This window comes from Streptomyces pimonensis (assembly GCF_041380215.1).
GTDB classification, from domain to species: domain Bacteria; phylum Actinomycetota; class Actinomycetes; order Streptomycetales; family Streptomycetaceae; genus Streptomyces; species Streptomyces pimonensis.
Genome location: NZ_JAHWZY010000003.1, coordinates 234,928 through 253,323, shown reverse-complemented (window position 1 = coordinate 253,323; position 18,396 = coordinate 234,928). Strand labels below are relative to the sequence as shown.

Here is an 18,396-nt window from a genome sequence, read left to right as displayed (position 1 = left end):
CCGGAAGTCGCCCCCGGGCCCCACCGTTCCGCGGGCACAGCGCTCGTCCGGCTCCGACACACCGACCGCCAGCCATCCGAGCAGCCAGGCGAACACTCCCGCGCATGCGGCCAGTGCGAAGGCGGCCCACAGCCCGTTCGCGGAGCCACGCGATCCCTGTGTCCCCGGCATGGAACCGGACTCCATCCGCCGCGCCGCCGACCTGACGGTCCGGGTCCGGCGCCACCGGCCTGCGCGAACTCAGCCGAGCTCCACGATGAGGTCGCCGCCCTCCACCTGCTGAACGCGGTTGACGGCCAGCCTGGTGACGGTGCCGGACCTCGGGGCGGTGATCGCGGCCTCCATCTTCATCGCCTCGATGGTGGCCACCGTGGCGCCGGCCGCCACCTCGTCGCCTTCGGCGACCACGAGGGTCACCACACCGGCGAAGGGGGCCGCGACGTGACCGGAGTCGGCCCGGTCGGCCTTCTCGGTGACCGGGACCTCGGAGGCCGCCGCCCGGTCACGGACCTGGATCGGCCGCAGCTGGCCGTTCAGGGTGGCCATCACGGTGCGCATGCCCCGCTCGTCGGCGTCGCCCACCGCCTGCAGTTCGATGAGCAGCCGTACACCGGGATCGATGTCGACGCTGTACTCCGTGCCGGGGCGCAGCCCGTAGAAGAAGTTCCTGCTGTCCAGGACGCCGGTGTCGCCGAAGGACCGGCGGTGCGTCTCGAACTCCCGGGCGGGGCCGGGGAAGAGAAGACGGTTGAGGGCCGACCGGCGGTTCTTCGCCAGGCCCTCGCGGTCATCGGCGGTCAGCTCCCGGACCGGCTTGGGCTCGGCGCGGCCGCGCAGGGCCTTGCTGCGGAACGGCTCGGGCCAGCCGCCGGGCGGGGTGCCCAGCTCGCCGCGCAGGAAGCCGATCACGGAGTCCGGGATGTCGAACCGGTCCGGCTCCTCCTCGAAGTCCTCCGGAGAGACGCCCGCGCCCACCAGGTGCAGTGCCAGGTCGCCCACCGCCTTCGACGAGGGGGTGACCTTCACCAGGCGGCCGAGCATCCGGTCGGCGGCGGCGTACATCGCCTCGATGTCCTCGAAACGGTCGCCGAGGCCCAGCGCGATCGCCTGGGTGCGCAGGTTGGACAGCTGCCCGCCGGGGATCTCGTGGTGGTAGACACGGCCGGTCGGCGAGGCCGGACCGGCCTCGAAGGGCGCGTAGACCTTGCGGACGCTCTCCCAGTAGGGTTCCAGGTCGCCGACGGCCGTCAGGTCCAGTCCGGTGGGGCGCTCGGAGTGGTCCGTCGCGGCGACGATCGCCGACAGGGAGGGCTGGGAGGTGGTGCCCGCCATCGAGGCCACGGCTCCGTCGACCGCGTCCGCGCCGGCCTGGACCGCGGCGAGGTAGGTGGCGAGCTGGCCGCCGGCGGTGTCGTGGGTGTGCAGGTGGACCGGCAGGTCGAACTCCCGGCGCAGCGCCGACACCAGCGTCGCCGCGGCGGGCGCCCGCAGCAGTCCGGCCATGTCCTTGACGGCCAGGACGTGTGCACCCGCCTCGACGATCCGCTCGGCCAGCCGCAGGTAGTAGTCCAGGGTGTAGAGCCGCTCGGACGGGTCGGACAGGTCGGCGGTGTAGCACAGGGCCACCTCGGCGACGGCCGTGCCGGTCTCCCGTACGGCGTCGATGGCGGGCCGCATCTGGGAGACGTCGTTCAGCGCGTCGAAGATGCGGAAGATGTCGATGCCGGTGGCCGCCGCCTCCTGGACGAAGGCGTCGGTCACCTCGGTCGGGTACGGGGTGTAGCCCACGGTGTTGCGGCCGCGCAGCAGCATCTGGAGGCAGATGTTGGGCACGGCCTCCCGCAGGGCGGCCAGGCGCTCCCACGGGTCCTCGGCGAGGAAGCGCAGGGCGACGTCGTACGTGGCACCGCCCCAGCACTCCAGCGAGAGCAGCTCGGGCAGGGTGCGCGCCACCACGGGGGCGACGGCGAGCAGGTCCTTGGTGCGCACCCGCGTGGCGAGCAGCGACTGGTGGGCGTCGCGGAAGGTGGTGTCGGTGACGCCGATGGTCGGCGAGTCGCGCAGCTCGCGGGCGAAGCCCTCGGGGCCGAGTCCGGCGAGCCTCTGCCGCGAGCCGGCCGGCGGTTCGCCGGCCGGCAGCGGCGGCAGCTTCGTCAGCGGGTCGGTCAGCCGGGGCCGCTCGCCGTGCGGCTTGTTGACCGTGACGTCGGCGAGGTAGGTGAGCAGCTTGGTGCCGCGGTCGGCGGAGTGGCGGGCGGTGAGCAGTTCGGGACGCCGCTCGATGAACGACGTCGTGACGCGTCCGGCCTGGAAGTCCGGATCGTCCAGGACCGCCTGCAGGAAGGGGATGTTGGTGGCGACGCCGCGGATGCGGAACTCGGCCACCGCTCGCCGGGCCCTGCCCACCGCGGCACCGAAGTCCCGGCCCCGGCAGGTGAGTTTCACCAGCATCGAGTCGAAGTGGGCGCTGATCTCCGTACCGGCGTGGGTGGTCCCGCCGTCCAGGCGGATGCCGGAGCCGCCGGGCGAGCGGTAGGCGCTGATCCGGCCGGTGTCCGGACGGAAACCGTTGGCGGGGTCCTCGGTGGTGATGCGGCACTGCAGCGCGGCCCCCCGCAGGGCGACGGTCTCCTGCGAGAGACCGAGGTCGGCGAGCGTCTCGCCGGCCGCGATGCGCAGCTGCGCCTGCACGAGGTCGACGTCGGTGACCTCCTCGGTCACCGTGTGCTCGACCTGGATGCGCGGGTTCATCTCGATGAAGACGTGGTTGCCGTCCCGGTCCAGGAGGAACTCCACCGTACCGGCGTTGCGGTAGCCGATCCGCCGGGCGAAGTTCACGGCGTCGGCGCAGATGCGGTCGCGCAGCTCCGGGTCGAGATTCGGCGCGGGCGCGAGTTCGATCACCTTCTGGTGGCGACGCTGCACCGAGCAGTCCCGCTCGAACAGGTGGATGACGTCGCCCTGTCCGTCGGCGAGGATCTGCACCTCGATGTGGCGGGGTTCGACGACGGCCTTCTCCAGGAACACCGTGGGGTCGCCGAACGCGGAGGCGGCCTCCCGGGAGGCCGCCTCGACGGCCTCCCCCAGCCGGGCGGGCTCCTCGACGCGGCGCATGCCGCGCCCGCCGCCGCCCGCGACCGCCTTGACGAACACGGGGAAGCCGATGTCGCCGGCGACGCGGACGAGTTCGTCGACGTCGGTGGAGGGCGCCGAGGAGCCGAGCACGGGTACACCGGCCTCGCGGGCGGCGGCCACGGCACGGGCCTTGTTCCCGGTCAGTTCCAGGATCCGGGCACCGGGTCCGACGAAGGTGATGCCGGCCTCTTCGCAGGCACCGGCCAGTTCGGGGTTCTCGGACAGGAATCCGTAGCCCGGGTAGACGGCGTCGGCGTCCGCGCGGCGGGCGGCGCGGACGATCTCCTCGACGGAGAGGTAGGCCCGCACCGGATGTCCCGGCTCGCCGATCTCGTACGCCTCGTCCGCCTTCAGCCGGTGCAGCGAGTTGCGGTCCTCGTGCGGGAAGACGGCGACGGTTCGGGCACCCAGTTCGTAGCCCGCGCGGAACGCCCGGATCGCGATCTCGCCGCGGTTGGCGACCAGCACCTTGCGGAACATGCTCGATCCCTTCAGCCTGCCGGTGACGAAGACCATCGTGTCGGTGGCGGACCCGGCACGCCATGTGAGCCGAGCCACTCACCTGCGGCCCGACGGCGGTGCGAGGGGCACGGGGGAAACGCCTCCTCTTGTCACCCCATGGCCCCGCGCCCCTCACAGGTGTCGGTGGAGCGCGACGGCAGGGTCGTCGGGACGGACGCCCTGGAGCGTCGTGACTGCCGGCGTCGTACCGGCCGCCCGGCCCCGCCACCCGCGTCACCCGAACGGCGACCGGTGGCGCGCCGGGCCGGTGGTGGGGGTGCGACGGTGGTCGGGCCAAGCCCCTGCTCCGGGAGACGACGTGACCTGTTACGACCGACGTGATCTGGGCCTGCTGCTGCTCCGGCTGGGAACGGGCGGGGTGCTCGCGGCGCACGGCGCGCAGAAGCTGTTCGGCTGGTTCGGCGGCGGCGGCCTCGAGGGCACCGGCCAGTTCATGGAGTCCATCGGCTACGCGCCCGGCAGGGCGAGCGCCACGGCGGCGGGCCTCGCCGAGGCCGGTGGGGGTGTGCTCCTCGCACTCGGTCTCGCCACCCCGGCGGCGGGCGCCGCGGCGGCCGGCGCGATGGCCGGCGCGTCCGCCGTGCACACGCCCAACGGCTTCTTCAACCAGGAGGGCGGCTTCGAGTACGCCGCATCCCTGGGCCTGACGGCCGCCGGACTCGCCGTCACGGGTCCCGGCCGGCTCTCCCTGGACCACGCCCTCGGCCACGCGGTCAACCGGAACTGGATGATCCCGGTGGCCTTCGCGGTGACCGCGGCGGCCACGACGGCGGCGGTGGGGGCGCGCGTCCGGCGGCTGCGGAAGGCCGGGGAAGGCGAACAGAGGGCGCTGTTCGAGGAGTAGTCCGACGCGCCGGCGGCCTCAGCAGCCCGTCGGCTCCCCCTCAGGACCCGCCCTCGGGCAGATGTGCCTCGGCCCGCCTGCCGGGTTCCTCGAGCGCGGGTCCCAGCGCCGCGCCCGACTCCGTCGGGGAAGGATCCCGGCCCGGCGTGGTCTCGGCGGCGGGGACGGGGACGCAGGTCAACGGGAGATCACCCACCGGTCCCGGCGGGGCCGGTCCGTGCCCTTTTCGAGACTCACCTGCAACGCTCCGTGCCGCACGTTCCGGCCCGCCGCGCCGTCACAGTCACTGGAGTCGGCGTCAACCAACCGAGGGGGCACGGACGATGAAGCGGCACGGGACACGACAGCCGACCGGCGCGCTGCTCGCGCTCACGGCGGCGAGCTGCCTGCTGGTCGGCGGCTGCGGCGCGGGGGACGACAGCGGATCCAGGGCGAGCGACGCGTCCTACGGCCGCGGGGGCGACGGCTCGGCGCCGCTGCCCGCCCCCGACCGGGGCCCGGGAGGGCGGTACGACGGTGAACGGGGCGAGGGCGGGCAGGACTCCCGCCAGGTCGCCCCCGATCCCGACCACCTGTCGACCTTCGCGCTGGACGTCGACACCGCCTCGTACGGCTATGCCCGCCGCGCCCTCGCGGAGGGCCGGCTGCCCGATCCGTCGACCGTCCGTCCCGAGGAGTTCGTCAACAGCTTCCGGCAGGACTACGAGCGCCCCGGCGGCGACGGTTTCACGGTCACCGTGGACGGCGCCCGCACCGACGAGGAGGACTGGTCGCTGGTCCGGGTGGGCCTGGCCACCCGGACCGCCGAGCCGGACGGTGAACGTCCGCCGGCCGCCCTCACGTTCGTCGTCGACATCTCGGGGTCGATGGCGGAACCGGGCCGCCTCGACCTCGCCCGGGAGTCCCTCGCGACGATGACGGACCGGCTGCGCGACGACGATTCGGTGGCCGTGGTCACCTTCAGCGACGAGGCCGAGACCGTCCTGCCGATGACCCGGCTGGGCGGCAGCCGGGACGAGGTCCACGACGCCGTCGACAGCCTGGAGCCGACCGATTCGACCAACCTCGGCGCCGGTGTGGAGACCGGGTACGAGACCGCCGTCGAGGGGCTGCGCGAGGGTGCCACCAACCGGGTCGTACTCGTCTCCGACGCCCTCGCGAACACCGGGGAGACCGACGCCGACGCGATCCTCGAACGCGTCGCGGACTCCCGTCGCGAGCACGGCATCACCCTGTTCGGCGTCGGCGTGGGCAGCGACTACGGCGACGAGCTCATGGAGCGGCTCGCCGACGAGGGCGACGGGCACACGGTGTACGTGTCCGGCGAGGAGGAGGCCCGCGAGGTGTTCTGCGAGCAACTGCCCCGCAACATCGGGCTGACGGCCCGTGATGCCAAGGCGCAGGTCGCCTTCGACCCGGAGACGGTCGCCGAGTTCCGGCTCGTCGGCTACGACAACCGTCGGGTCCCCGACGAGGACTTCCGTGACGACCGGGTGGACGGCGGAGAGGTCGGGCCCGGTCACACCGTGACCGCCCTGTACGCCGTGCGCACCCGCACCCGCTCCGACGGGCACCTCGCCACGGCGACCGTGCGCTGGCTCGACCCCGACAGCCGCACCCCGCACGAGGAGACGGGCGACCTGGAGACCGACGACCTCGTCGACTCCGTGTGGAGCGCGCGCCGCGGTCTGGCGGTCACCGCGGCCGCGGCCTACTTCGCCGACGCCCTGCGCTCCTCCGACCACCGCCACAGCGCGCTGCCCGGCGCCCCGGGCCTCGGTGAGCTCTCCGATCACGCCGACGACCTGGCGGACCGGACGGAGGACGAGGACATCCGGGAACTGGCAGGAGCGATCCGCGCGGCGGACCGTCTGGAGTGACCCCGGCCCATTGACTCGTTCTTACGCACGGGTAAGTTGACTCCTGAGTAAGTAAGCACGGCAGCACCAGCCGCGACCGGGAGCCGTCATGGGCGTACGCAAGGATCTGAAACGGGCGAAACGACGCACGGGTCCGACGCACAGGACCGGGGTCGAGACCGTCAGGGACGAACACGGCGTCGTGCGCGAGGTCCGCGCGGCGGCCCTGGCCCCGCGCCGGACCACCGGCAGTACGGCCGACATCCCGTTCACCAACGCGGCCAAGGCCCCCGACGCGGTGGTGCTGCGGCGTGCGGAGCACGGCGCCTGGCGCCCGGTGACGGCGGCGGCCTTCGCCGACGAGGTCACCGCCGTGGCCAAGGGACTGATCGCCGCCGGGCTGGAACCGGGCGACCGGGTCGCCGTGATGTCCCGCACGCGCTACGAGTGGACGGTCCTGGACTTCGCCGTCTGGTCGGCCGGCGGCCGGACCGTGCCGGTCTACCCCACCTCCTCCGCGGAGCAGGCGGGGTGGATCGTCCGTGACTCCGGCGCCCGGTACGTCGTCACGGAGACCGCGCAGAACACGGCCACCGTCGCCACCGGCACCGCCGCCCACCCCGGGCCCCCGCGCGTGTGGGAACTGGACGCGGACGCCCTCGCCGAGCTCACCGCACTCGGCCGGGACCTCCCCGACCAGGAAGTCACCGAGCGCCGTACCGCCCTGACCCCCGACACCGTGGCGACCGTCTGCTACACCTCCGGCACCACCGGACGCCCCAAGGGCTGCGTCCTGACCCACGCCAACCTGTACGCCGAGGCCGCCAACACGGTCGAACTGCTGCACCCCGTCTTCAAGGAGGTCACGGGCCAGGTCGCCTCGACCCTGCTCTTCCTCCCGCTCGCCCACGTCCTCGGCCGCACCATCCAGATCGCCTGCCTGCTCGCCCGCATCGAGATCGGCCACTTCCCGAGCATCAGGCCCGACGAACTCCGGCCCGCGCTCAAGTCGTTCCGCCCGACGTTCCTGGTCGGCGTCCCCTACCTCTTCGAGAAGATCCATGACACCGGCCGGGCCACCGCCGAGAGGATCGGGCGGGGCGCCTCCTTCGAACGCGCCCACCGCGTCGCCGTCCGCTTCGGCGAGGCCCACCTCGACAGGTTCCTGGGGCGCGGCAGGGGCCCCGGCCCCGGCCTGTACGCCGCCTGGGCCCTGTACGACCTGCTGGTCTACCGCCGGGTCCGCAAGGAGCTGGGCGGCCGGGCCCGGTACGCCATCAGCGGCGGCTCCCCGCTGGAGCGCGACCTCAACCTCTTCTTCTACGCGGCCGGGATCATGGTCTACGAGGGCTACGGCCTGACCGAGACCACCGCCGCCGCCACCCTCGTCCCGCCGCTCGGTCCCCGCCCCGGCACGGTCGGACTCCCGGTCCCCGGCACCGCGGTCCGGATCGCCACCGACGGCGAGGTGCGCGTCAGGGGCGGCATCGTCTTCGGCTCCTACTGGAACGACCCGGCCGCCACCGACGAGGTGCTCGACGACGGCTGGTTCACCACCGGTGACCTCGGCTCCCTGGACGAGGACGGCTATCTGACCATCACCGGCCGCAAGAAGGACATCCTCGTCACCTCCGGCGGCAAGAACGTCTCCCCGGCCGTTCTGGAGGACCGGCTGCGCAGCCGCCCGCCCGTCGGCCAGTGCCTCGTCGTCGGCGACAACCGCCCCTTCGTGGCCGCGCTGATCACCCTCGATCCCGAGACGGTCGCCCACTGGCTGGCGGTGCGCAGGATGCCCGCCGACACCCCGATGTCCGAGGTCGTGCGCGACCCGCGGATGCGCGCCGACGTGCAGAAGGCCGTCGACTACGCCAACGAGGCCGTCTCCCGCGCGGAGTCCATCCGCGCCTTCACCCTGATCGAGGGCGAGTTCACCGAGGAGAACGGGCTCCTGACGCCGTCCCTCAAGGTCAAGCGGCGGGTGGCCCAGGAGGCCTACGCGGACGAGATCGCGGCCCTGTACTCCTGACCTCCGCGTCCCGCAGGGCGCGGAGGTAGCGCCCGCGGACGTGGAGCTGGGCCAGCAGGAGGACGGGGAAGATCGGGCGCCAGGGGCCCCTCGGCGCCGCCCGGGTCAGGGAGCGCAGGGTCAGCAGGACCCGGCCCTCGTCGTCCCGGTGCACGACGAAGGCCTCCTCCCCGCTGACCGGGTGACCCTCGCGGGTGCCGTAGGCGAAACCGCACCGGTCGCCGGTCTCCACCACGGCGACGACCTCGACCGGTTCCCGGACGACGCACCGGCCGAGTCCCGCCGTGACGGTGTACCGCCCGCGCTCGCGCGCGCCGACGCCGCCCCCGTCGGCCGGGGCGACGGCGAAGCCGCTGCGCCGTTTGACCTCCCACCGCAGCACCGCCTCCCTGGCGGCGTTCCAGAAGTCCTCCCCCCGTCCGACCGTCACGGTCGCCTCGAACCGGCGGAAGCCGGGCGGGGAGGCGGGCCATACCGGGGCCTGCGGGGCGGTGGCGCCGCGGGGGCCGTAGGTGAGACCGCCGTCCTCATCCACGCGCGTCCGCCCTCCGTCCCAGGAAGGCGGACAGGCCCGACAGCAGCCGGTCGACGTCCTCGGCGCTGGTGTACGGGGCCAGCCCGAGGCGGAGGCCGCCGGTGTCTCCGAGGCCGAGGCGGCGGGAGGCCTCCAACGCGTAGAAGTTCCCGGAGGGCGCGTGGACGCCGCGTTCGGCGAGGAAGCGGTAGGCGTCCTCGGTGCGGTGGCCGTCGAGGGTGAGCAGCAGGGTCGGAGTACGCCGGGCCGCCCGGGAGTGGACGGTCACCTGTTCCAGGTCCGCCAGCCCTTTCTCCAGCCGGTCGCGCAGGACGCCCTCGTGTTCCTCGATCCCCTCGAACGCCGCGGCGAGCCGTTCACGGCGGCTGCCGCCCGGCTCGGCGGCCAGCCCGGCCAGGAAGTCGACCGCCGCACGGGTGCCCGCGAGGAACTCGTAGGGGAGCGTGCCGAGTTCGAAGCGCTCGGGCACCGCGTCCGTGGAGGGCAGGAGTTTGTCCGGGCGCAGTGTCTCCAGGAGTTCGGGGCGGGCGGCCAGGACGCCGTGGTGGGGGCCGAGGAACTTGTACGGGGAGCAGACGAAGAAGTCCGCGCCGAGCGCCTCGACGTCGACCGGGGCGTGCGCGGCGTAGTGCACGCCGTCGACGTACAACAGGGCGCCCGCCTCGTGCGTGATCCGTGCGATCTCGGCGATCGGGGGCATCGTGCCGATCAGGTTGGAGGCCGCGGTGACCGCGACCAGCCGGGTGCGCCCGGAGAGCCGGTCGCGGACGTCGTCGGCGGTCAGCTCGCCGGTGGCCGGGTCGAAGTCCGCCCGGCGGACGGTGCAGCCGGCCCGCTCGGCCGCCTGCGCCCAGGGGCGGATGTTGGCGTCGTGGTCCAGCCGGGTGACGACCACCTCGTCGCCCGGTGACCAGGTCGCGGCGAGGGTGCGGGAGAAGTCGTAGGTGAGCTGGGTGGCGCTGCGGCCGAAGACGACGCCCGCCGGGTCGGCGCCCAGCAGGTCGGCCATGGCGCGCCGGGCCTCGACGACGACGGTCTCGGCGTTGCGCTCGCCGGGCAGGCCGTCGCCGCGGATCGAGAGCGGCCGGGACAGCGCGGCGGTGATCGCCTCGATGACGGGCAGCGGCGTCTGGGTGCCGCCGGGGCCGTCGAAGTGCGCGGTGCCGGCGGCCAGCGCGGGGATGCGGGCGCGCAGTGCGGCGAGGTCGTACGTCACGTGAGGCCTCCTGTCGATGCGGTGTGCGGGCGTGCCGGTCAGGCGGACGGGCCGTCGGCCCGCGGTTCGAGCGGCGGGTCGGAGAGCTGCTCGCGCAGATAGTTCCAGACGACCGCGATCAGCGCGGCCACCGGTACGGCGAGCAGGCTGCCGACGATGCCGGAGAGAGAGCCACCGAGCGTCACCGCCAGCAGGACGACGGCCGCGTGCAGTCCGAGACCGCGGCTCTGGATCATGGGCTGGAACACGTTGCCCTCGAGCTGCTGCACCACGACGATGACGGCCAGCACGAGCAGCGCGTCCGTCAGCCCGTTGGACACCAGCGCGATCAGCACCGCGACGAAGCCGGCGAACAGGGCGCCCACGATGGGCACGAACGCGGACACGAAGGTCAGCACCGCCAGCGGCAGCACCAGGGGGACGCCCAGGAGCCACAGCCCCAGCCCGATGAACACGGCGTCGAGCAGGCCGACGAGCGCCTGCGACCGTACGAAGGAGCCGAGGACGTCCCAGCACCGCGCGGCCACGGCCGGGACGTCGGTGGCCAGCCGGCCGGGGAGCTGCCGTCCGAGCCACGGCAGGAAGCGCGGGCCGTCCTTGAGGAAGAAGAACATCAGGAAGAGCGCCAGCACGGCCGTGACCACACCGCTGAAGACGGTGCTCACGCCGGTGACGGCGGTGGTGGCGATGGCGCCGGCGCTGTCCTGGATGCGAGCGGTAGCGGTGTCGAAGGCACCGGCGATCTGCGCGTCGTCGATGTTCAGCGGCGGCCCGGCGGCCCATTCGCGCAGCCTCTGGACACCCTCGACGACACCGTCGGCCAGCTCGCCGGCCTCCGACGCCACGGGCACCGCGATCAGTGCCACGGTGCCCGCGGCCACCAGCAGGAACAGCACGGTCACCAGGGACGCGGCGAGTGCGGGGGCCAGCCCGCGCCGGCACAGGAAACGGGCCGGGGGCCAGGTGAGCGTGGTGAGGAGGAGACCGATGATCAACGGCCAGACCACCGGCCACATCCGGCCCAGCACCCACAGCACCACCGCCGCCGCCACCAGGACCAGCAGCAGCTCACCGGAGACACGCGCCGAGGTACGCAGCGCGGCGCGGGTTCTCCCCGCGTTCAACGTGGCAGACATAGGGGCACCTTACGGGGCCCGCCGGTCGCGGTGATCAACCGGGAGCCGCCCGGGAGGAGGTCCGGCGGGGTTCCGCCGTGTCGGCCGGGAACGTCCGGGGCCGGTGGGGCAGACTGAGGGCATGGGCGACCTCAAGGCCCGCGGGACACCGTCGCGTCGGTTCCCGCCGGTGCCCAGGAGCGTGGCGGAGGCCCGGCGGTTCGTGCGGGCCTCCCTCGACGGTGCCGCCGCGCCGGACCTGGTGGACACGGCCCAACTGCTGGTCAGCGAACTGGTGACCAACGTCGTCCTGCACGCCCGCACCGAGGCGGAGGTGACGGTCCGCGTCGAGGACGGCGTGGTCCGTGTGCGGGTCGGCGACCGTCGGCCGGACCGCGGGCTCGTGCCGCACGGGTGCCCGCCCTACGCCGGCACGGGACAGGGGCTGCCGCTGGTCGCCGGACTGTCGTCCCGGCGGGGCGTCGAGGCCGGCGCCGGGGGCAAGACGGTGTGGTTCGAGCTGCGGCCCGGGGGACCGCCCCGCTTCCCGGACGACTGGGAGCCCGCCGCGGCGTCCTGCGGCCCGGGAGCGACGGTGACCCTGCTCGACGTGCCGAGGGCGCTCCACGCGGCGGCTCAGCAGCACCGGCACACCCTGTTGCGCGAGGTGGCCCTGGCCGTCGGCGCCGACCATGATCTGGGTGTCCCCCCGGAGGACCTGGCCGTCGCGCTGGACACGAGCCAACTGATCACCGCGTCCATGGCGGCAGCGCTGCGGCGGGAGCCTTCCGGGCAGGCGATCCACTCGCTGCCCGTGTCCGTGCCGTCGGACGCCGAGCCGTCGGTGCAGACCCTGCGCGCGGTGCTGGACCTGGCCGAGGAGGGTGCCCGGGAGGGGCGTCTGCTGACGCTTCCGGCGCTGCCGCGACAGCGCCTCTTCCACCAGTGGTTGTTCGACCAGATCGTCGGACAGCTGGCCGGGGCGCACCCCACGGCGTGGACGGTGGTGCCCGGAGAGCCGGGCACCAGCCCCTCGGACCTGGTGGCGTGGGACGCCGGACAGGTGCAGGCGAGCAGGACCCCGACGATCGCCGCCGACGAGCGGAACCGGATCATCGCGGCGAACGGGCCGGCGGCGGACCTGTTCGGCTGGCACCCGGAGGACCTCGTCGGGCAGCCGCTCACCACGCTCGTCCCGGAGCACCTGCGCAGACGGCACATCGCGGCGTTCACCTCCTTGCTGCTCAGCGGGCAGCCCCGGATCCTGGGCCGCTCGGTGCCGCTGCCCGCGCTGCACCGCGACGGCCGGCTGATCCCCGTACGGCTGTTCATCCAGCCGCAGGAGACGGCCGACGGCCGCACCGTGTTCGTCGCCCAGCTCGCTCCGCGGGCGGCGGTTCCCGATTCCGCCGCGCGACCGCCCGGCCGTGCCCGGTCCATGGCGCAGCGGGAACCGGAGCGGCCGTCCGCGGCGGCCGGGGATCCCGGCCGGGAGGCGGACCGGTCCGCGCTGGAGCGGCTGTCGCTGCTGGCCGACACGGCGGCCGCGCTGAGCAACGCGCCGTATCTGGCCGAGGGGCTGGAGCGGGTGGACCGGATCCTCACCCACCGGCTGGCGGACTGGTGCGCGGTCGATCTGTTCACGGAGAACGACCAGGTGGAGCGGGTGTCCCTCACCCACCGCTCCCCCCGTGACCCCTGGCCCGAGGAGTACGGGGGCCGGCTTCCGCCGGTGTCCGACGCCGCCCGCGGTCCCCTGGCCCGTGCGCTGCGCGGTGCGGGCCCGCTGCTGCTCACCCGGCCGCCGTCGCCCAGCCAGGTCGCGAGCCCCCTGGACGCCCACTACCTGGGGCTGTTCCGGACCATGGGCGCGAACAGCGCGGTCGTCGCCCCGCTGCGGGCCCGCCGGCAGATCATCGGCGCCCTCACGCTGGCCCGCCGCGGGCGGGACACGCCGTTCACGGAGAAGGATCTGCCGCTGGTCCACGACCTGGTACGCAGTCTCGCCCTGGGGGTGGACAACCTCCGTCTCCACCAGGAGACGCGCACCATCGCCGAACGTCTCCAGCGGTCGCTGCTGCCCAGGCTGCCGGAGGTCGCGCATCTGCGGCTGGCCGCCCGGTACGCGGCCTCCTCGGCCACCGCACAGGTCGGCGGTGACTGGTACGACTGCTTCGTCCTGCCCGGCGGGGACACGGCGCTGGTCATCGGCGACGTCAGCGGGCACAACCTGGACGCGGCCATCGCCATGAGCCAGCTGCGCAGCATGCTGCGGGGCATCGCCGTGGACCGTCAGGGGCCGCCCGAAGCCGTCCTGCGCCACCTGGACATGGCGAACCACAGCCTGTACCGCGAGTCCACCGCCACCTGTGTCTACGCGCTGCTCAAGGGCCGTGAGGAAGGCTCCTGGGAGCTGGTGCACTCCTCCGCCGGGCATCCGCCGCCGCTGCTCATCGACGCGGACGGCCGCACCCGTTATCTGGAGGGCGGCTCGGGGCTGCTGCTCGGGGTGGAGCCCCGGACGGTCCGTCCGCGGGCCCGGGACGCGGTCCCGGCGCACTCGACGGTGCTGCTGTACACCGACGGACTGATCGAGCGCCGGGGAGAGCACCTGGACGACGCCATGGAGCGGCTGCGCCGGCATGCCGCCGCGCTGGCCCGGGAGCCCCTCGACGTGCTCTGCGACGAACTGCTGATCGGGCTGGGGGCCGACAGCGACGACGACATCGCCGTCCTGGCCGCGCGGCCCGTACCGCCGCGCTGACCGCCGTTCCCCGGCGGCACGGTGGCGGCGCGCCCGTCCGCGCGCCGCCACCGGCCCGGTCAGTTGAAGGGGCCGAGGGTGAGGAAGCCTCGCTCGGGGTGCCGTCGTGGACGAGCGACTCGTGGTGGCCCACGTCGCCGGAGGCGAAGGCGCACGCCTTGCCGTCGGCCATCTGCGCGTGGACGGCGCGGGCGTAGTGGTGGGTGACGGAGTCCTGGTGGAAGCCGCCGGAACCGGAGTCGGGCCGGCCGGGGCAGGCCAGGAGCGTGGAGCGGTCGGATCCGGCGCACAGGGTGCGGGAGATCGGGCCGCGCACCTGGTCGTCGGGGGCGTCGAGCCTCCTGCGACAGCCGAGGACGGAGGAGGCGTCCGGCTTCCGGAAGCCGGTGACGCCGGCTCCCTCGCTGTTGGTGGAGCGCATGACGTCATCCGGGGCCCGGCCGGAGAACCCGGGGCGCGGATGGTCGTGGACCGGCCTGCCGCCGGGTCCGTGGTCGAGGCGTCGGGGCGCGGGGGTGGGCGGGTCGCCGCCCGCGGGCCAGGGGCGGCACGTGCCGCTCGCGTCGGCCCAGCCCTGTCCGCCGGTCGACAGCCGGGTGCCGGAGTTGTGGACGTACACCTGCCCGCCGCGGCCCGAGGTGCCGGTGAGGGTCGGGGGACGGTGTCCGGAACCGCGGCGGGGCGGCCGCCCCCGCGGTGAGCAGTGAGCCGGCGATCACCGAGGAGACGGCCGTCCCCACGCTCAGGACGCGGCGTCCGGGCAGGCGGAGCGCGCTCCGCCTGCGTTCGGCTTCGTCGGTGGGGGAAGGAAGTCGGAGCGGTTCCGAGCGTTCCCTTTTGATGTACTCCTGCCAACGGTTCGCCGCGCGCCCCGGGCCGGGGCGCGCGGGCTACAGCCTCTCGGCCGGGAGCGACGCGTAGTGTTCGACGAGACCGGTCACCATCGGGTGATCGGCGGGGAACACGAGGTCGTCCACCCTGGTGACGGGGACCACCCCGACGGCGGCGTTGGTCGCGAACACGGCCTCGCATCCGGCCAGTTCCGGCAAGGTGACGCGGACGGCCGTCCCGGCCCCGCCGCGGCGCAGGAGTTCACGGGCGGTGCCCGCCAGGGCCGGGCCGGCCGGCCAGACCACCCGCCCCTCGCGGACGACGCCGACGTTCCAGGTGCTGCCCTCCAGCACCGTCGAGTCACCGTCCGTGAACAGGACGTCGTCGAAACCTGCCCTCCGCGCCTCGCGCCGCAGCCGCAGCACGCCGAACAGTCCGACGCCCTTCACCTCCGGCAGGTCCCGGAGGTGAACGGCGGACCGCACTCGCAGTGGCTCCGCCCCGGCGGCGGGCGCGGGCCTGGCCGTCACCAGCACCTGCGGGTCCGCGTCCCGGGCGATGTCACCGAGGTGGAGGGCCGGATCGAAGACGGTGATCCGCACGGTGCACCGGCCCGTCACCGGCACCACCCGGCGCGCCCAGGCCCGCACCCGTCCGAGGTCGAGCGGCGCGTCGAAGAGGACGCGGCAGTCGCGGGCCAGACGGTCGAGGTGCAGTTCCGCTCCGCGGACCCGGCCGTCCTCGACCACCATGGTGGTGAAGTGGCCGTAGTTGGTCAGGGCCAGGGTCCGCAGCGCCTCCGGGTCGGCGGGCGAGCCGTTCAGTTCGGTCACGGGGCCCACTGTGCCACCCGTCGGGGAGGGAGGGGGCGCCGGTCTCCGCCCCGACGGAGCGCGCGCCGGCCGCCGGGTGCCGGAGTCACGTGATGAAGTCCTCGACGACCTTCGGCGGCCAGGTGCCGACCTTGAGCACGCCCATGGAGTAGGCCCGGGACACCAGGGCGGCCCGGTTGGGCACCTTGAGCTTTCGGAGCAGACCGGAGACGTGGTACTCGACTCCCTGGCGGCTGAGGTAGAGGCGGGCGGCGAGCGGCACGGTGGAGACACCGGCGGCTATGCCTTCGAGGATGCGGGCGTCCACCTCGCTGAGAAGCTTCTTCCGGGGCGCCACGACCCCGGAGTCCGTGCTCTTGCCGTCCGCCGCGGGCAGCATCACCAGAATCGCGGCGACGTCCGGGATGTGGCCGCCGCGCACTGCCATCGCGGTCATCGGAAGCGTGTGCGCGGTGTCCTCGTCCACGGTGATGACCTCGGTGGCGAACCGGTGTCCCCTGCCCTCCAGCATGCGCGAGAACTGCCGCATCAGGGGCTGACGGACGCTGGGGTGCACCAGGTCGCAGAAGGGCCGGCCGCAGAGGTCCTCCGCGGGATTGCCGAACCGGCGGTCGAACTCCTGGTTGACCTGCTGGATGGTCAGGGCGGGGTCCAGACAGGCCACCGAGGTGTGGGATCCGTAGACGCCGGCGGCCGCGGCGTCCAGCGCCCCGGGCCCGTCGGCGGTGTGCGGACGATCCATGACGAGGTCGTGGGGGGAGAGCGTCAAGGGACTCAGACCCTTCTGCGTCGTGCTGCGAGGGAACCATGAACACGGACGTTCTCCGGAGAGGACACGGAAGTGCCTGATCTCTCCGAAACGCCGTGCCGGTGAGTGAATGATGCGGAGATTACGGAGATGGATATCCGCAGGTCAATGTGGAGTGGGGTCGGCCCGCCAATACTGTGGTCGACCCTTCGGTAGGTACGGTCCCGTACCGAAAGGGTCCGGTGCCGGGGGTTCGGTGTGCCCATGGCGACCGCGAGCGGGCAGGCCGCCAGGACCGCGACAAAACCCCTGGCAGGAGCACGCAGAGGAGTGCATTCGGCACGCCGGGTCAACGGCACCGGCTCGACGGGGCGGCCAGGCCCGCCCCGGGCGGGCGGCCTCCGGACGGAGACCTCGCCACACCGCGGACCCGGCACACGGAAAAACCCGGTCACGGTGATTGAATTCCGCTCACCGCACCCGGGCGCCCGGGAAGGACCCGCCCCGGTTCGAATACCTTTTACGTTCCGGAAATCAGGGTGATCAGTTCCCGTCGGCCGGCAATGCCAAGTTTCCGACAGGAATGGGTGAGGTGTTTCTCCACCGCCCGGGAACTGACTCCCATGGCCTCGGCGATCTCCTGGTTCGTCAGACCCCTGCACACGAAGGCGGCGACCCGGCGTTCGGTGCGGGTGAGGACGGCCTCCGGAGCGGGGACGGCAAGGAGCGACGATCCGCCGGCGGCGGCGCGCTCCACCGGCCACGGCGCACCGCACGCGGTGGCCAGCGTGGCGGCCTCCCGGGCCAGGGCCTCCGACTCCGCTCCCCCGCCCAGACGTTCGGCGAGCGCGAGCAGGGCGCGGGCGAGTTCCAGCTGATGGGCGGAGCCGCGCAGCACGGTGACCGCCTGACGCAGCAGAGCCGTTCCCCGGCCGCCCTCCTCCAGCCGGCCCAGCAGGCGCAGCTCCTGGCCCCGTTCACCATCACCGAGTACGACGACGGCACGAAGTACGTGACCGAGGCCGGGGCGCCCGTGCCGCCGGCCCCCGGCCGCCGCCTTCGCCGAAGGCCCCGTTCCGCCCGCGTGGAACGGGGCCTCACTTGCCTGCGGCGAGCGTCCGGCGCAGGCTGGTCCCATGGGTGCGAGCCCGACGCTCATCACCTCCGTGCAACGGGCCTTCCGGCTGCTGGAGGCGGTGAGCGCCCATCCGAACGGCGCGCCGGCGAAACAGCTGGCACGTGAGGCGGCACTGCCCCTGGCCACGGCCTACCACCTGCTGCGCACGCTGGTGCACGACGGATACCTGCGCAAACTGGACGACGGCGGATTCGTCCTGGGCGACCGGTTCCAGACCCTGCACACGGCGGGCCACGGCCAGACGCTGCTCAGCCGGGTCCGGCCGGCGCTCGCCGCGCTGCGGGACGAGCTGTCCACCGCCGCCTACCTCACCTTCTACGAGGACGGCGAGATCCGCGTCGCCGAGATCGTCGACGGTCCCCGCACCCCGCGGGCCGAGCTGTGGGTGGGGTTCGAGGACGCCGGGCACGCCACCGCGCTGGGCAAGTCGGTGCTCCGGGAGCTCGACGACGAGGCACGCAAGGAGTACCTCTCCCGGCATCCGCTGAACGACCTCACCCCGCGGACGATCACCACGGCCGAGGAGCTGGCCCGCCGGCTGGAGAACAGCGCCCTGGCCCCGGCCGTCACCGACCTGGAGGAGTACTCCCTGGGCACCGTCTGCATCGCGGTGCCGGTCTACAGCGGGGACACCCTGGGCTCACTCGGCGTCTCCATGCCGAAGGACCGGTTGCACCGGCTCGACGAGGTCCGCGAGCGCCTCCTGCCGACCGCCGGGCGGGTGACCCGGGGGCTGTCGTTCACTATCTGAAAAGCATCCCCTTGTGACGTCCACAACCATCACCTTTCCTAATTAAGTCAGACATTACGGACGCGCGCACGTCGCGCAA

General features: G+C 73.6%; 12 protein-coding genes and 1 pseudogene. 5 read left to right on the top strand and 8 right to left on the bottom strand.

Annotated elements, in window-relative coordinates:
* Positions 1-240: 240 nt before the first annotated feature.
* On the bottom strand, positions 241-3,615 hold the full coding sequence (locus tag KYY02_RS05305; protein WP_371236243.1) for a pyruvate carboxylase: 3,375 nt from the start codon (positions 3,613-3,615) through the stop codon (positions 241-243).
* Positions 3,616-3,955: 340 nt separating this feature from the next.
* Here KYY02_RS05305 and KYY02_RS05300 point away from each other — a divergent pair, with 340 nt between their 5' ends.
* From KYY02_RS05300 to KYY02_RS05290, 3 genes are all read left to right on the top strand, one after another.
* Complete coding sequence (locus KYY02_RS05300) at positions 3,956-4,501, top strand: DoxX family protein (RefSeq protein WP_371236242.1); 546 nt, start codon at positions 3,956-3,958, stop codon at positions 4,499-4,501.
* A gap of 323 nt (positions 4,502-4,824) precedes the next feature.
* On the top strand, positions 4,825-6,381 hold the full coding sequence (locus tag KYY02_RS05295; RefSeq protein WP_371236241.1) for a vWA domain-containing protein: 1,557 nt from the start codon (positions 4,825-4,827) through the stop codon (positions 6,379-6,381).
* 88 nt (positions 6,382-6,469) lie between these two features.
* Positions 6,470-8,386, top strand: coding sequence for an AMP-dependent synthetase/ligase (locus KYY02_RS05290; RefSeq protein ID WP_371236240.1), 1,917 nt, complete (start codon positions 6,470-6,472; stop codon positions 8,384-8,386).
* Here KYY02_RS05290 and KYY02_RS05285 read toward each other — a convergent pair.
* The 3 genes from KYY02_RS05285 to KYY02_RS05275 are packed head-to-tail and all read right to left on the bottom strand — an operon-like array spanning position 8,328 to position 11,273.
* The gene (locus KYY02_RS05285) at positions 8,328-8,921 is read right to left on the bottom strand and encodes a DUF1990 family protein (RefSeq protein WP_371236239.1); all 594 of its coding nucleotides are present in this window, start codon (positions 8,919-8,921) and stop codon (positions 8,328-8,330) included. The two genes, KYY02_RS05290 and KYY02_RS05285, sit on opposite strands and share 59 nt — an antisense overlap.
* Positions 8,914-10,137 (bottom strand): cysteine desulfurase-like protein, encoded by a 1,224-nt coding sequence (locus KYY02_RS05280; RefSeq protein WP_371236238.1) that lies wholly within the window; start codon positions 10,135-10,137, stop codon positions 8,914-8,916. The genes KYY02_RS05285 and KYY02_RS05280 overlap by 8 nt, the downstream gene beginning before the upstream one ends.
* A gap of 38 nt (positions 10,138-10,175) precedes the next feature.
* Complete coding sequence (locus tag KYY02_RS05275; protein WP_371236237.1) at positions 10,176-11,273, bottom strand: AI-2E family transporter; 1,098 nt, start codon at positions 11,271-11,273, stop codon at positions 10,176-10,178.
* Positions 11,274-11,394: 121 nt separating this feature from the next.
* Here KYY02_RS05275 and KYY02_RS05270 point away from each other — a divergent pair, with 121 nt between their 5' ends.
* Positions 11,395-14,016: a SpoIIE family protein phosphatase gene (locus KYY02_RS05270; RefSeq protein ID WP_371236236.1), complete on the top strand. Its 2,622-nt coding sequence runs from the start codon at positions 11,395-11,397 to the stop codon at positions 14,014-14,016.
* Between the two features lie 145 nt (positions 14,017-14,161).
* Here the strand turns inward: KYY02_RS05270 and KYY02_RS05265 are convergent.
* The 4 genes and pseudogenes from KYY02_RS05265 to KYY02_RS05250 all read right to left on the bottom strand — a co-directional run.
* Positions 14,162-14,437, bottom strand: a pseudogene (locus KYY02_RS05265) (beta-1,3-glucanase family protein); the annotation flags it as partial.
* Between the two features lie 469 nt (positions 14,438-14,906).
* Complete coding sequence (locus tag KYY02_RS05260) at positions 14,907-15,680, bottom strand: aminotransferase class IV (protein WP_371236235.1); 774 nt, start codon at positions 15,678-15,680, stop codon at positions 14,907-14,909.
* 85 nt (positions 15,681-15,765) lie between these two features.
* The gene (locus tag KYY02_RS05255; RefSeq protein ID WP_371236234.1) at positions 15,766-16,422 is read right to left on the bottom strand and encodes a PAS domain-containing protein; all 657 of its coding nucleotides are present in this window, start codon (positions 16,420-16,422) and stop codon (positions 15,766-15,768) included.
* A gap of 526 nt (positions 16,423-16,948) precedes the next feature.
* On the bottom strand, positions 16,949-17,566 hold the full coding sequence (locus KYY02_RS05250; protein WP_371236233.1) for a helix-turn-helix transcriptional regulator: 618 nt from the start codon (positions 17,564-17,566) through the stop codon (positions 16,949-16,951).
* Here KYY02_RS05250 and KYY02_RS05245 point away from each other — a divergent pair.
* Entirely contained in the window at positions 17,565-18,317 is a 753-nt protein-coding gene (locus KYY02_RS05245) for an IclR family transcriptional regulator (RefSeq protein ID WP_371236232.1), read from the top strand. The two genes, KYY02_RS05250 and KYY02_RS05245, sit on opposite strands and share 2 nt — an antisense overlap.
* The last annotated feature ends 79 nt before the right edge of the window (positions 18,318-18,396 follow it).

Bases quoted from the DNA above. Each gene is read 5' to 3' on its own strand.
- KYY02_RS05305 (WP_371236243.1), bottom strand. From the start codon at position 3,615: ATGTTCCGCAAGGTGCTGGTCGCCAACCGCGGCGAGATCGCGATCCGG.
- KYY02_RS05250 (WP_371236233.1), bottom strand. From the start codon at position 17,566: ATGGGACCAGCCTGCGCCGGACGCTCGCCGCAGGCAAGTGAGGCCCCG.
- KYY02_RS05270 (WP_371236236.1), top strand. From the start codon at position 11,395: ATGGGCGACCTCAAGGCCCGCGGGACACCGTCGCGTCGGTTCCCGCCG.
- KYY02_RS05245 (WP_371236232.1), top strand. From the start codon at position 17,565: ATGGGTGCGAGCCCGACGCTCATCACCTCCGTGCAACGGGCCTTCCGG.
- KYY02_RS05290 (WP_371236240.1), top strand. From the start codon at position 6,470: ATGGGCGTACGCAAGGATCTGAAACGGGCGAAACGACGCACGGGTCCG.
- KYY02_RS05295 (WP_371236241.1), top strand. From the start codon at position 4,825: ATGAAGCGGCACGGGACACGACAGCCGACCGGCGCGCTGCTCGCGCTC.
- KYY02_RS05275 (WP_371236237.1), bottom strand. From the start codon at position 11,273: ATGTCTGCCACGTTGAACGCGGGGAGAACCCGCGCCGCGCTGCGTACC.
- KYY02_RS05255 (WP_371236234.1), bottom strand. From the start codon at position 16,422: ATGGATCGTCCGCACACCGCCGACGGGCCCGGGGCGCTGGACGCCGCG.